This window comes from Phormidium pseudopriestleyi FRX01 (genome assembly GCF_017313335.1).
GTDB classification, from domain to species: Bacteria; Cyanobacteriota; Cyanobacteriia; order Cyanobacteriales; family Laspinemataceae; genus Laspinema; species Laspinema pseudopriestleyi.
Window position 1 is genome coordinate 1 of sequence record NZ_JAFLQW010000466.1, and the last position, 14,519, is coordinate 14,519.

Annotated in this window: 8 protein-coding genes; 4 read left to right on the plus strand and 4 right to left on the minus strand. The window is 49.5% G+C overall.

Annotated features, from left to right (window positions below; all coding sequences use genetic code 11):
• Nucleotides 1-108: 108 nt before the first annotated feature.
• Nucleotides 109-594 carry an RNA polymerase sigma factor gene (locus J0895_RS17765; RefSeq protein WP_207089346.1) on the minus strand — a complete coding sequence of 162 codons (486 nt, stop codon included), beginning with the start codon at nucleotides 592-594 and terminating at the stop codon, nucleotides 109-111.
• 583 nt (nucleotides 595-1,177) lie between these two features.
• On the opposite strand from J0895_RS17765, the gene J0895_RS26485 reads away from it, so the two are divergent.
• The gene (locus J0895_RS26485) at nucleotides 1,178-1,312 is read left to right on the plus strand and encodes a hypothetical protein (RefSeq protein WP_277989864.1); all 135 of its coding nucleotides are present in this window, start codon (nucleotides 1,178-1,180) and stop codon (nucleotides 1,310-1,312) included.
• Between the two features lie 357 nt (nucleotides 1,313-1,669).
• Here J0895_RS26485 and J0895_RS17770 read toward each other — a convergent pair whose 3' ends face one another.
• Nucleotides 1,670-9,346, minus strand: coding sequence for a translocation/assembly module TamB (locus J0895_RS17770; RefSeq protein WP_207089347.1), 7,677 nt, complete (start codon nucleotides 9,344-9,346; stop codon nucleotides 1,670-1,672).
• 346 nt (nucleotides 9,347-9,692) lie between these two features.
• On the opposite strand from J0895_RS17770, the gene J0895_RS17775 reads away from it, so the two are divergent.
• Complete coding sequence (locus J0895_RS17775) at nucleotides 9,693-10,061, plus strand: DUF3110 domain-containing protein (protein ID WP_207089348.1); 369 nt, start codon at nucleotides 9,693-9,695, stop codon at nucleotides 10,059-10,061.
• A gap of 123 nt (nucleotides 10,062-10,184) precedes the next feature.
• Here J0895_RS17775 and J0895_RS17780 read toward each other — a convergent pair whose 3' ends face one another.
• Nucleotides 10,185-10,346, minus strand: a complete 162-nt coding sequence (locus J0895_RS17780; RefSeq protein ID WP_207089349.1) for a hypothetical protein — start codon at nucleotides 10,344-10,346, stop codon at nucleotides 10,185-10,187.
• A gap of 200 nt (nucleotides 10,347-10,546) precedes the next feature.
• On the opposite strand from J0895_RS17780, the gene murQ reads away from it, so the two are divergent.
• Entirely contained in the window at nucleotides 10,547-11,470 is a 924-nt protein-coding gene (gene murQ / locus J0895_RS17785) for an N-acetylmuramic acid 6-phosphate etherase (protein ID WP_207089350.1), read from the plus strand.
• A 72-nt stretch (nucleotides 11,471-11,542) separates the two neighbouring features.
• Nucleotides 11,543-12,637 carry a RuBisCO accumulation factor 1 gene (locus J0895_RS17790; protein WP_207089351.1) on the plus strand — a complete coding sequence of 365 codons (1,095 nt, stop codon included), beginning with the start codon at nucleotides 11,543-11,545 and terminating at the stop codon, nucleotides 12,635-12,637.
• A 208-nt stretch (nucleotides 12,638-12,845) separates the two neighbouring features.
• Here the strand turns inward: J0895_RS17790 and J0895_RS17795 are convergent.
• Nucleotides 12,846-14,519, minus strand: a 1,674-nt coding sequence (locus J0895_RS17795; protein WP_207089352.1) for a glycosyltransferase family 39 protein, incomplete at its 5' end; no start/stop codon positions are given.

Below are 14,519 nucleotides of genomic sequence, written 5' to 3' on the forward strand. Positions count from 1 at the left end.
GGCGGAGGGGTTGCTTCCTCTCCTTGATACTGTTGCCACTGCTGACGCAAAATTTTCCGGGCATCGGAAATCCGTTTGCGGGCATTCGGATAAGAGATATCAATCCTATCAGGCGATCGCCTGATAGGATTGTTTTTGCTCGCCATATAGAATAAAAGCCTCCCGCAGTTTTGGGGGCAACTGATCAATGGCATCGGCAAAAAACTTGTTTAGTTCATCCTCGGTAACCGTCTCCAAGGGGTTTTTGTCCTCATCTGCCCAGTCGTCTTCTGGACCGATCGCCTCGATATTCAGAACTTTTACCTCTTGTTTCTTGCGCTGACGATGGAGATCCATACATAGGTTTTTCGTGAGTTGCTTAATCCACGCTTTGAAGTCTTTGATGGCATCGGCACCGGTTTGGACCTTCTGCCACGCTTTCAGCATTGCCAGAGAAAGGGCATCTTCTGCTTCCGTGGGGTTGCCCATCCATTTGACGCAGTAACGATAAAGCTCGTCTCGATACTGCAACCAGAGTTGCCAAAATGCTGAACCGATTTGTTCCGGCTGATTTTCCTCGCCAAACACAGTCGCTTGTGGAATGTTTGAGTTCATGGTTTAAAAGGGGTACTGTTGCTTGTGGTGGTTAAATTAGGGGTTGATGCACAACCGTCCGTAACGGCGATGGGAGTCGGTCCTGGGGAAAGGGTAAACCATTGCTAAAATGCAGGAAAGTTGGATATAGAGAGCAGGATTTTCGCCAAAAACCCGGATTTTTGGAAAAATTATTCGGTCTGGGACCGAGATGTCTCGTCAGAAATCTGGTTTTTGCGTTAGGTTGTATGAGTGATCTGGATACATTGCCCAAGAGTTGGCAATGCTGCCATTCTCACAAATTTTTCAACGGTAGAATATCAACACCGGATTGGAGAAGCACCTGAAGATTCTGCGATCGCAGTGGGTCAGAGGCTATCTCTATAGAGCACCCAAACTTCTTTTCCCAACTTGTTCGCTTTTTCCGGGTATTTACACAAAATTTATTTTTTTGTCTTCTACCCAAAGATAGATTTAGTCTATCTCTTACGACAGGTCAATGTCAAGTCTAACCCTTTAAAGGTTGTGTAAAGAAGTATCAAACCCTTTTAGGGTTAGAGGGACCCCAGTGTAATCGGGTAATACAGGGTCTACGAGTGCAGGAATGGGACTCATAGATCGTTCAGAATCATACTCCAGAACGATTTGGGGGGCAGCGATCGCCTTGAAAGATGGAATCCGGGAAACGACTGAAGTCGTTACTACAAACATCCGGATATACCAAGAACCGGAAGAATAACTAAGGTTGGGACGTTGAACTCAGAAATGACTGCGACTAAATCCGGTTGTCAAAGCTCTGTCTTCTCTTTAACCCGGCTCCGGGGCTTTTCCCCTGTATTTTCACTCTGATTACAGCGTGGTCTTAATTTTATACAACTCCCACAAGTGAGAATAATTACACTCCTTTTGATGCTCTCGTCAGGGGTTTGCGGCGAATCAGGATGTGCTATAGATTTTGTATGACGCCTTACATCCGGAAACGACTGAAGTCGTTACTACGAAAAATTGGAAACGACTGAAGTCGGGACTACGAACTTAAGAAGAAACGACTGAAGTTGTTACTACAAATACGGGGGATTGCATCTTTTATTATTTTTTAAAATCTGCCTTCAAACTCAAATAAGGCTCGATTGTTGTTATCAAAATCGGTGGAACCGCGTAATATTATTTGGTCGTTGATGCGGTAGCGAATGCTGAATTGGGTGGGACTGTCATCAATTAAGATGCGTTCAATGGAAGCGGATAAGCTGCGGGTGATATCGACTCCTGCTTCTACTTCTAAGGCAAAGCGATCGCCACTGCGTTCATCGACGAGGGCGGGTCCAACGCGAAATTCACTGAGTCCTAAAGCATCACCGATCGCATCTTGGAAGTCTCCCAAAAGGGTGGTTCCGGCAATATTGGCAAGGGCTAAGGTGGTATTTCCTTGTCCAAAGGTATTGATAAATCCACCGCCGATTAATCCGACAATTTCTTGTTCGGTTCTTGCCGGTTCGCTGGTGAGTTCTAAGTTGTCGTTTAACTGAGATGCAAACCCATCAACGCGGGCAAATACGCGCACGCTTCTGACTCTGCCAACGTTGGTATCGATCGCCTCGTTGACTTCGGAGGATGAGGCGACACTGACTAAATTTCCCCGCACTTCCGGGACAGTTGCCATTAAGCGAACATCGACATACGGATCTAATGTCCCGTTGAAGATGGCAACATTATCATAGCCCCGCATTAACCTAAATTGGGTGGTAAATAAGTTGATTTGTCCCCGTTCTAAAGTAATGGTTCCCCGAGGGCGCAAGTCTTCTAAAAAGCCATTCACTGTTAAATCGCCCACGACTAAGAAGCTCAATAAAGGAGGGCTTTCAACTTGCATATTATCGCTCAGAATGACTCGCAATTCATTAAACTCAAATCCGGATTCTGCCTCGGTTGCCGTTGTAGTCGTCCCTGCGGTTGCGGTTGCTTCCGGTTCGCTAGGGAGTAGAAATTGTCCATTGGAGAGGACAATTTCACCGCCAATTTGCGGTTCTAATGCGGTTCCGGTAATCAGCACTTGACCCTGAACTCCTCCTTGATATAATCCCTTGAAATTGACGGCTAATTCATTCAGGGAAACCGTGAGGGGATTATTGGCAACTTCGGTATCAACTGCACTCAGGGGAACGGATATTGGCAGGATACCAGCGGCGACGATGATGCCGTTACTGAAGACGCCTTGAATGCCTTCCACTAGGATGCGATCGCTCTCAAATCGGGCAGTTCCCGTGACATTGGTAATCGGTTCAGGTAAGGCTGCGGAGTTAATAGTGGCATTTTCAATCATCGCCTCCCCTTGGGCTACCAATGATTCTATTTCCCCGGTTTCTGGGTTCAGGGTTCCTCGCGCTTGGAAGGTGACTCTACCGATGCCATCCACCCATTCTACCTGTTGTTCAGACAGAATATTCACCAGGGTTAAGCCTTCATTTTGGATATCCACATCCAGACTAATTTCATCGTTTCCTGGCGCAGGAGGGATAGGAACACTGGCGTTGATTTGGAAGGTTTCCGGGGCGATGCTGCTGAAATTAAGTCGGGAATTATTAAAGCTAAATCCACCCCGGACTGAGGGAATATCTTCCCCATTAATTGTGCTTTCAATTAAGGAAACTTCTCCGATCGCCTGGGGATTTTCCACAGTTCCGGCTAGGTTTGCCCTGAGATTAATCAATCCCTCAATATCAAAATTAGGAGGAAGTTCTACAAAATCCTGAATCAGATAGGCGGGTAACTGTTCAACCCGCAACTGTCCCGACTGGGTTTCTCCACCGACGGTCCCGGTAAAGGCGATCGTGCTGCCTTCCGCTTCAATTCGCAAAGGAAGGAACGTCACCGCACCCTCGGCGATATTTCCCCGGATTCGGACTCGATTAATATCCAGAGTGCGACCCTCTAATCGCACGACTTCACCCCCGATAATTGCGGGATAGGGAGTTTGAGTAAACCAGGTTAAATTTTCCCCTTGTATATCAAATCCGCCCTCTACTCCCGTTTCTACAGAACCGGCAAAGGTAATCTCACCCTCTAAAGTACCTCGGATATCCACCTGTTCCGGGATGCCTGGGGCTTGTTGGGCGCGGGCGTTGAGTTGGACTAGCTGACTAATCTCGGAGAAGCGTCGCAGTTGGGCAATCAGAGAACTGTCGGGGAGTCCGACATCTACGGGTTGCACTGTTTCAGGAGTGGCATAGTCGGGGGGTTCTAACCCCCGTTGTAAGTCGGCGACGGTAAAGATTTGCAGGGTTTGCAGGATATCTTCAACTTGACCCCGGGCAACTTCGATTCGCCCTTCAAAATTGGGGTCATCATCCAAGACTGCCCTCGCTTGGATTAAATACTCACTTTGTCCGAACCGTAAGGCACCGCCATTTAGAACCGCGACGTTATCAGCAAAGGAAATCTCACCGACGATTTCGTTGAACTGAATTAATCCAATACTGGGTTCGCGGATTTCCACTTGGGCAACCGCTGCCTGGGTGTCTAGGTTAAATTGACCCTGGGTGAAGAGTAACCCGCCCACGGGTCCTTGTTCCGGGGGAACAACGACGTTGAGAATAGCTAGGGGAAATTGTGAGATTTCAAATTTGAGGAGATTACCATTTTCAATTGTACCTTGGGCTACGGCTTCTCCTGCTTTCACCAAAAAGGATTCGGGGAAAAAGTTTTCATCCAGGGCGACAGAAATGGCATCCTGCGTTCCCTGAATGGCGATTTGTACCCCATCAGAATTGAGGCGAATCGGTCCAGTTAAGACGGGTTCAAATTCTAAGGTAGAGAGGGCAAATTGGTCTAAGCGCACATCCCCGATCGCATTGATATCAAAGGGTAAAGTTTGAGGAGATTGCGGTACAGTTCCGGTAATTTGTCCAGCAAAATTCACGGTTCCAGCAATAAAGGGCGGTAGAGGTTCCCCGGTTGCGGTTTGCGTGGGGAGATTGGCGACGGGTAGGGGTAATCCCGCTAAATTAAAGTCAGTGACATTCAAATTAAAGTTAAATCCAGTGACTTGCGGGGCTTCGATTCCAGCGACATCCACAAAGACTGTACCGTTAGCAGTTAATCCCGGGGCTGATATTTGGGTCACTTCTATACTTTCCCCGGTCCAACGGAAGGCGCTGGTTAGGGGGGAAATGCTGGATGCAAAGGGGGATAAGGGGGAGTTGGGGGTACCTGAGTCTAAGACAAGTTCCGCTTGTCCGTTGGCGCGAATATCGGCCAATTCAAAGGAATCAGCGGTTCCCGAGAGACTGATGCTTCCGGTGGAAAGGGCTAAAGGTTCTTGCAAGTCGGGGGCAAAGGCATTGAGAGGCAGTTCTGATGCCTGTAAGACGGCATTCCAGGTTCCGCCATCCAATCCGAAGGTACTGGTGACGGTTCCGCCTGCGACCCGTAATCGGGCATCTCCGGCGATCGCCAGATTCTGGGGTTGTAATTGTTCGATATTGCCATCAATGCGGAAGTCGGCATTAGCGAGTTCGACCCAAACGGGTAAGTCTGGGGCGAGTTGGTTGACTTGTATGCCGGTGGAGTTGACGAAAGCGCTCACATTGCCGTTGTTTAAGGTCGCGTCTGCCTGAATTCGACCGTTGGCAATGGCGAGTTGGGCGTCGGCAGTGGCGTTAATTCCGGCAGGGGTGAAGGAGGTGAGACTTCCCGCTAATAACACTCGACTATCGGAGATTTGGAGGGTTTGACTCACATTTGGGGCAAATTGATTTAATCCGAAGTCATCGGCGAGTAGGGTTGCCTGGAATTGTCCATTTCGGAGGAATCCTTCTCCGGTGACTGCGGCATTGGAGACGAGTAACTGGAATTGGGTGTTGGCATCCAGGTTGAGGGGGTTGAAGTCGGCGAGGTTGGCGCGGATGGTGGTTTCGGCAGAGGCGATCGCCACCGGAATCCCTAACTCGGGCGCAAACTGGTTGGCGTCGATGCCAGTGGCATTAATCACCGTTGTGAGTTGACCATTGCGGACGGTACCCGTTCCGGTGAGATTGCCATTGGCAACAGCGATTTGTAATTCCGCCTGGGCGTCAATGCCTTGCAGTTCCAAAGCATTAATCTGGCCCGATGCCGCCAATCGACCATCTCCAATGACTAAGTTTTCCGGTAAATTTTGGGCCAATTGACTGCCCTGAATGTTGCTGGTGGTTACCAAAGCGTCAAATTGTCCATTGCGGACGGTGGCAGTTGCCACACCTTGGGCATCAGCTACATCCAAATTGGCATTCAGGGTGAGATTCAAGGCCCGGGGGTCTAAGGTGGCGATATTTCCGGAAACGGCCAAGTTGCCCTGATTGACGACAACGGGGACGGGCAATTCTACAAAGGGATTGACCGCAATGCGATCGCCCGTTACGGTTCCGGAGAACAGTCCTTGATTTAAACGACCCTCCCCTTGCAGACTCCCTCCAGGCGTTTGCAGTCTCACTTGGGCTGTCGCATTCACGGTCTCGGGGCCAACATTAGCTAAGTTGCCCCGCGCCCTCACTTGTCCCCCCTGAAGTTGTATCCCCACGAGGTTCGGGTCGAGTTGTGCTAAGGCTAATCCTGCCCCATTCACCACCGCCTCAAATTGGCCGCGAGTCACTGTCGAACGTGCGGTCACTGTGCCTCCCAACAGTTGTACCTCACCTTGCAGATTGGCATTAATCTCTTCCGGGGCAAAACTCCCGAACCGTCCCGTCGCCGTTATTCTTCCGCGACCCAAGGTAATCGGAACAGGCGCATCCGTCGCCCCAGAACCAGGGACAAAGGACAAAGGACTACTCACAATTGACCCTTGAAAATTGCCGTTTTGCAGTCTAGCGTCAGCTACTGCGGTGCCGTTGGCGAGATTTAATCGGAGTTCCGTGGTGGCGTTGAGGGTAGAGGGGGTGAGGTTGGCTAAATTTCCGGCAATGTTGACTCGACCTTGGGCTAATTGGACTGGAAGGGGTAGCACATTGGGGAAGAGGCGATCGAGAGAGAGGTTATCGGCAGTGAGAGTTCCTTCGAGGTTGCCTCTGCGGATAGTGGCATTGGCATTAATTGGAGCACCGGCAATATTTAGGTTGAATTGCCCGATCGCATTCACGCCGTTAAGTTCCAAACTGTCCAGGGTTCCCGTCACCGTCCCTTGACCATTGGCAACAGTGACAGGACCGGGTAAGTTGGGACCGATGAAGGGTTCTAAGGGAACATTGGCGGCATTAAACGTGGCATCAAATGCCCCATTGACCAAGCGCCCATCCACGGTAACTGGTGCATCTCCAACCCGTAGCTGGATTTGCGTCGTGGCTAAAATATCCTCGGGATTTAAACTGGGTTCGACTCCCGATAAGTCCGCAGAGAGGTTCACCCGTCCCGTTGTGAGAACAACCGGCAAGGTTTGCGGTTGAGGCAGGAAAGGCGCTAACGGAATCTCCGAGGCATTGAGGGTGGCGATTAATTGGCCGTTGAGAAGTTGACTGTTGGCAGTGAGGGGATTTCCCGCAACATTCAGTTGCAATTGACTGGTTGCGGCGATCGCACTTAACGCCACATTATCCAGATTCCCAGACAAATTCACCCGTCCTTGGGCGATCGCCACCGGGACCGGCAGGAGTTCGGGGACCAGGGAATCCACGGCGAATCCTGTCGTGGTAGCAATCACCTGAAAGTCCCCATTATTTAATCCTGCATCCGCATTCACCGTCCCTCCCGGAGTCTGTAACTCAGCTTTCGCAGTTGCCTGGAGATTATTGGGGTCCAAAGACCCGGCCAAAGTACCACCGAGGGTGAGATTCGCTGTGGGGAGAGTGGTGGCAACCGCTAAATTGGGGATAAACTGCCCTAAATCCACCTGGGAAGCGTTGACATTCGCCTGCCATTGGCCGTTATTCACCGTGGCATCGGCAGTGAGTGTTTCCACCCCTGGAGTCTCCACCGAGGACCGGGCAATCACCTCCAGTTCATTGGCATCTAGGTCGAGGTTGCCCGACGCTTGAATTCGGGCGGTTAAAATCCCTGGGATTGCTGGGGTGGCAGTCGGTCCCGGTGTCCCGAATTGATTGATATCTAGTCCTTCTGCGGTAACAAATGCCCGCCATCGGTCATCGGTTAAACTGCCATTGGCCGTTACAGTGCCTCCGGCGACTTGAAAGCGGGCATTGGGAACGACAACGGTATCGGAGAGGACAATAATTTCCCCTTGACCCGGATAAGTCGCTTGGGGAAGTTGCCACTGAATTAAAGTGGTCGGACTCTCGGGAGATCCGGTAACTTTAACTGTGGCATTGGCAGAACCGAGGACAATGGGGAGGGGGGAGTCTAGGTAAGGTTGGGCGATCGCATCTGCCGGAATATTCCGCGCTTCAATTTCCAAAGCGAGGGCCTGCATCGGTTCTAGGGGGACAATTCCCTTGCCAGTAATTTGGCCTCCCGCTACAGGTTCGGCCAGAAATTGGTTAACCGTGAGGGTGTTTTGTTCTACGACAATGGTCACATTCGCTTGCAGCAACCGCAATAGAACTTTGTCTACCGCGATCGGTTGTGTATTGGCGATCGCAGCATTCACAATCGGCGCTTCCAACCGTCCCGTGAGTTGTATTTCCCCCGCCAATTCCCCCACAATATCCAGGGGGACATCCAATTCCAAGGACTTAATAAAATCCTCGGTACTCACGGGCAAAATTTGAAGTCCTAAATTATATTCCCCTTCTCCTGCGGTATCAATAAACCCTTGGGCCGTAGCGGGAATTGTCCCATAAAACGCACTGGTATTTTCAAACCCCACGCTTAACTCAGAAAAGCGCAATAAACCCCGCCCTTGAGTAATGTTTTGGGGTAATCCAATTAACTGGGCATTAATATCCCAAAAACTGGCAACTCCTTGCCATCCAAACAGTTCCTCATTACTCAGATGAATCGTCAAATTAGCATTTAATCTGCCTTGATAGGCAGCCAGAGGTAAATTGGGAATTAACGGGATAACATCCTGGGCATAGAGATTATTGCCCTGAATTCGCAAGCGCGTTTCAGTGCTTTTTAGTTGGGTTTCTCCACTCACTACCAAAGTGGGATTTGGACCCTGTTCCCCTTCAATGTCTACTCGGGGATTGGCCTGGACTTGATAAGCGACCCGAGTTTGGTCATCCAAAAACGTAGCATCCCCTTCGACATTTTCGACCGCCCAGGGCCGAGGCGGGGGAACCACTTCCAAATTTTCAATTTCTGCCCGCAGTTCCGCAGAAGGCACTAATACTAAAAATCCCGAGTTGAAACGAATCGCATCGACCTCAATGGTAATGGGACCGGGTTCCTCATCACTGGGATGAAGGGTTGTTTCTAACCACACTCCCTCCGGGGTTTGTTCGAGATAAATATTCGGCGCAACCAGAGTGATATCTAACGCTAGGGTGCGACTTTGTAAGAACTTCCAGAGATTAAAAGAGACTTCCACCCGTTCAATTGTGGCGCGATCGGGATCGGCGGCGGTAGCGGGAACACTGGATTCCCCAAGGGTAATGCGGGAGAGGGAAAAGCCTTTAACTGGACCCACGGCCACTGGGCGCTTGATCAGTTTCGTGAGTTCTTTGCTGACTAAGGGGGAGAGTTGATTCATCAGGAAATACCAACCATAAACTGCACCTGCTGCGCCCCCAACAAGCAAGAGTGCACCGACAGTCAGGCTGGTCCGTTTTAATAGCAGCCCCCAGGGAGGGGAGGGAGTCCGGGGATCCGGTTTAGGTTGGGGAGAGTTGGGGGAGTGGGTCATCTGGTGATATCAACAGCGCTTAATCTACATACACTGCGAGACTTGATGGTTTCGCCGGAATGAACTGCATAAAACCCAAATCCCCCAATTTTAAGGGAAGACTTTAGCAGGAAATTGGTGATTTCTATCCACAGGAGTCAGACCCAGGAGACTTGAGACTCATCCGATGTAGCTTTAGACTGGGTAAAGACTTCGTTTGATTCAGGCGCAGACTCGGAGGGTCGATTTTTTACTTTAATCTAACGGGTTTCGTCGGGCGTCTACCTAGAGGATAGTCCCTGGATAGATCGCGCTCGCCCCTCCTTAAAGATAAACTACTCAAAGTTTAGAAATATCGTTTGAGCTTATGCGAGTATTCGTGTTACTCTTTAATCCCCGCACGGAGAATGAAGGTATCCACACCCTACGGATTGGCGATCGCAACACGATCCTGATGTTTGAGTCGGAAGATGACGCCACCCGTTACGCCCTGTTATTGGAGGCACAGGATTTTGCGAGTCCCACTCCTGAAGCTATGAACTCGGAGGAGATTGAAGAATTTTGCCGAGAGGCGGGGTATGACTCCAAGCTGATCCATGAAGGGGAGTTAGCCATTCCCCCAGAAACGAATCTGGAAGAACTGGAATGGCAACCGGAGGCCCCGTTATCGGAGGATGATAATTTGCCCTCATTAGAACTCGATCGCATTCGCCGTCAGTTGGAAGGACTGCTGTAAATCAGGGCTTTTCCCATTCAGGTTACACCTTAAGCCGTCCCCTCCCCTGTGTCTTGAGGAGGGGAACGGACTTACAAGAGTAGGTTTTTTATGTCCGGTCCCCGGACCTTGGCAAGGTCCGGGTTAGGGTGGGGTCATAGTGACGTGCGATCGCACTTGCGCGTAGAAAGAGGTGGGTGGAGTGTCGGAGTGACGTGCGATCGCACTTGCGCGTAGAAAGAGGTGGGCACCCGCCTCCATACAGGCGCGATCGCCGACTGTGAGTGCGTGACGTGGCTTTGCCACGTCATGAAGACCCCACCCTAACCCTCCCCTTGCCAAGGGGAGGGGACCGGAGGTAAAAACCCTATCTTGTAAGAGGGGAAGGGAACGGAGGGGAGGGTTTAGTTTAGGTCCCCTCGACCCGCTACCCAGGACCCGGGAAAGCCTTGGCAAAGCTGGAATTGCTCATCAAAAATTCTTAATTATTCATTCATCCCTCAATCATGACAAACTTGGAGGAACGGGGACATCTACTCACAGAGCAGGTGAATCCCAGTAGCGCAAATCTCGACCGACTCAGTTCTCTGGAATTGGTGGATCTGTTCAATCAGGAGGATGCCAAAACTTTAGCGGCGATCGCCAGTGCCCGGACTCAACTCGCCCAAGCGATTGACCTCGCCGCAGACAAACTCCGGCAAGGCGGACGCCTCTTTTATATTGGTGCCGGGACCAGTGGCCGTCTCGGAGTCCTGGATGCTGCCGAATGTCCCCCCACCTTCTGTACTCCCCCGGAAATGGTCCAGGGGATCATTGCCGGGGGTGCCGGGGCTTTAATCCGCAGTTCTGAAGACCTGGAAGACCGCGCCGAAGATGGAGAAGATGCCGTAGTGCGCCGCCACCTCACGGACTTAGATGTGCTTGTCGGCATTACCGCTGGGGGGACCACTCCCTTTGTCCAAGGGGCGTTACAAGGGGCCCGTCGTCGGGGGACGAGTACGGTTTTTATCGCCTGTGTTCCCGCAGAACAGGTGGAGATGCCGGTGGATATCGACATTCGCCTGCTCGTTGGACCGGAAATTTTAGCCGGTTCCACTCGGTTAAAGGCGGGAACTGTGACCAAAATGGCCTTAAATATCCTGTCAACGGGGGTGATGGTCAAGCTGGGAAAGGTCTATGGTAACCGCATGGTGGATGTTTCGGTCACGAATAAAAAGCTCCAAGACCGTGCCTTGAGAATTCTGGAAGATTTGACGGGGTTAAGTCGCAAAGAGGCGGGGTTTCTGTTAGAAAAAAGCGGGCGATCGGTCAAACTGGCCTTAATCATGCATTGGACTCATCTCAACAAAGAAGAGGCTCAACAGTTGCTAAAAACTCATAACGGACAACTGCGACAGGCCGTAGATAGTCTGAACAAGCCTACCCCCTAACCCCCTAAAATATTTCACCATCACGCCTCTCCCAACTGCTCACCTTGAACCTGAATTATTAATTGAAAACTCATGACAGATAGCTCACCGGAAATGTCCAAGCCCAATGCAGAACCGGCTTTATCCCCCCAAGAAGTCGAAGATTTAATCCGATTACTGCGGCGCAAAGAAGGAAACTGGGTCGGCTGGGGAATGGCCTGCCAACGCTTGCAAAAAGCCGGTTATAATTCCCAACAAATTTTTGAAGAAACCGGCTTTGAGCAGATTCAACAAAATCAAATTGTAGTCGGTTATCAAGTTTATAATTCTATTATCGCTGCTGGAGTAGCCGAAGATACCCAGGCGCATTTTAACCGCAAAGGCAGCGATATTCTCTATGAACTCCGCATCCTTAGTCAAAAAGACCGCGCCAAAGCAGCCGAGTTTATTGTAGGTAGAAACCTGGATGTTGACGAGACTCACGAACTCGTCAAAGCGATGAAAGATTTATCCCGACTCGCCAAAATTCCTGAAGCTTTTTCTACCCATCCCGGGGATGCTGTCGCCTATCAATGTTGGAAACTCACCCGCCAAAAATCCGATTTACAAGAGCGATCGCGCTTAATTGCCCGAGGATTATCTTTCGCCCATAGTATCACCGCCCGCCAACAAATCGAACAACTGCTCACGGATTTTACAGTCACCTCTACTCGATCCGCACCCACCCTCTCAGTTTACCGCCTAGAATCAGCGGAAGAATTGCCTAAAATCCTCCCGGTTGTCGGCAGAATGCCCCTTTCTGTGGAAGATTTACAAGCCGTTCCCTTGATTGAACCCGAAGAACCCTTTGGCATCGTCAAATCCGCAGGAAATGCCGCTTGGGTTCCCGTACCCAGTTGGCAAGTTCTTTTACGCGCCGAAGATCCAGTGACTATCCTCTGGCATAGCGATGATTTACCGATTACCCTACCAGGAAAAGCTGAAGAAGTCCTCGTCTTAGTCGATCGCGCCGCCCGCCAATGGGACCCCAATGGGTATTTTTTGTGGGAAGAAAATAGCTTACTAAAAATGCAGTGGTTTGAACAAGAACCGGAGATGAAAATTCTCGGCAAGGTGTTGTTAGTTCTGCGTCCTAAAAAGTTCTTAGATGAAGATTTCACTAAGGAAATGTGGCAAATGGATGAGTAACGGAAAGCCCGCACCCTAAAGGGTGGGGCTATACGGACAAAGCCCCCCTACGCGGGCTAATTTTTTAATTCTAACCCTCGTATCATGGCTCTGCCATGATATGCTTTCATCAGCGGCTTAAGCGCCTATTAAATCCCCCAAACCAACACACTAAATCCTCGTATCATGGCTCTGCCATGATATGAAAAATCAGCGGCTTAAGCGCCTATTAAATCCCCCCACACCGATAAAGTTGATAAGGAATTCCTAACCGATAATACTGACTAGGGTCAAGATTACAGAGGCGATCGCCTAAAACCAATTGAGGCGGATATTCTCGCTGACGCAAACCTGGTGCTATAATCCATAAATTAACAGCAGAAGGCGGTAATCCCGAAACAGAACCCAGATTTTCCCAGACGGATTGATAACTGGGCGATCGGCTCATAAATGCCCAACCCGTCTCAGGTAAATTCCCCCCTCTCATTTTATCCAACTCCAGGGCAAAACTCAACCCCAATGCCACCTCTTGAGTATTCTCATATCCCACCACCACCACCAACGGGACAGTCGGTTCTAAATTTAGCTGCTGCGCCACCCCTGCCGGATCATAAGGCTTTTGAAATACCCAATTTGATACCACAAAAACACTACTCACCACCCCAATAATGAAAAAACCAGGAACCCAATACAACTCTCCCTGCTTCCTGATTTTCTGAATCCAACCCTGACCCTTAAACTCTGCAAAATTGCTTTTTTCTTTTATCACTCCCGGATTGCTCATCAAACCCGCGCCCAATAACGCACAAATCCCCGGATAATAGATAAAGTGGTAGCGGACTGCCGAAGTAATATCTTTCCCTAATAAATAAACAATAGCGAAATATTCCAATAAAACAAAGCTGGTAAATAATAACAAATTTAGGCCGGATAACTGCGTTTTTTCATTTCTTATAATTTCTATAAATCGGGGGAAAATACCAAGCAAAAAAACCCCAATAAATAATAACATAAAAGTAGCCGAAGGAATCATAATCCATAGCGGTTGATTTTCCACAGGGAATGCGACTGTCATTACCATCCAACCGGCTAAGGTTTGAAAAATTGGGGTTACACTATCTACCCATGAAGGTTCAAACGGCTTAAACCAATCGGTTTCGGGACGGCTGAAATGGTTGTAAAGAGTGGACAACCAAGGTATATAAAACAATAAAGGAAGTAAAGAATATCCCAGCAAACTGAGCCAATTTATATTTTTTTTAGCCTTGATTGATACAATATTTTCTTCTCTTTTTAGTCTTTTATGGTGCAAAAACTTCTTCAAAATTACGGCTATTATTGTCAATAATTCAGCCATCCAAACCAACAAGAAAAAATAATGAATATACAGTCCTAATGTATTGAAAGTTGCCCAACTGATTCCCACCCAGGGGTTAACTCTCTCCCGATGATGTAAATATTTTTGAATTTGAATGAATCCCATCAGGGATAGAATAATCAACAGCATCGGTAGGGTATAATGCCGCGCCTCTTGGGAGAGATAAACTGCAAAGGGAGAAACTGCCATCACTGCTGCACCCATAACCCCTGCTTGCCGAGAAAAGGCCATCCGATTTAACCCATACATGGCAGCGATCGCACTCACGCCAAACCATGCCGAGAGCGATCGCGCTTGCTCAATCCAAGACCCCCGAACCCGAGTTAACCACTCATGAGTTAAGCAAAAAAACAGCGGGGGATGAGTGGATTCTGTTGCCACATTTTGGGCAATTTGTCCACAACTTGCTGCCGAATTCAAAGTAAAAATATCGGCAAATTCCCCAAGGGGAAGTACCGCATCTAAGGGAATATCTTGATAACTGCGCCCCAAACTAAACAACCCGGTCAAAATTTCATCTAACCA

Bases quoted from the DNA above. Each gene is read 5' to 3' on its own strand.
- J0895_RS17790 (WP_207089351.1), top strand. From the start codon at position 11,543: ATGACAGATAGCTCACCGGAAATGTCCAAGCCCAATGCAGAACCGGCT.
- J0895_RS17775 (WP_207089348.1), top strand. From the start codon at position 9,693: ATGCGAGTATTCGTGTTACTCTTTAATCCCCGCACGGAGAATGAAGGT.
- J0895_RS17770 (WP_207089347.1), bottom strand. From the start codon at position 9,346: ATGACCCACTCCCCCAACTCTCCCCAACCTAAACCGGATCCCCGGACT.
- J0895_RS26485 (WP_277989864.1), top strand. From the start codon at position 1,178: ATGGGACTCATAGATCGTTCAGAATCATACTCCAGAACGATTTGGGGG.
- murQ (WP_207089350.1), top strand. From the start codon at position 10,547: ATGACAAACTTGGAGGAACGGGGACATCTACTCACAGAGCAGGTGAAT.
- J0895_RS17765 (WP_207089346.1), bottom strand. From the start codon at position 594: ATGAACTCAAACATTCCACAAGCGACTGTGTTTGGCGAGGAAAATCAG.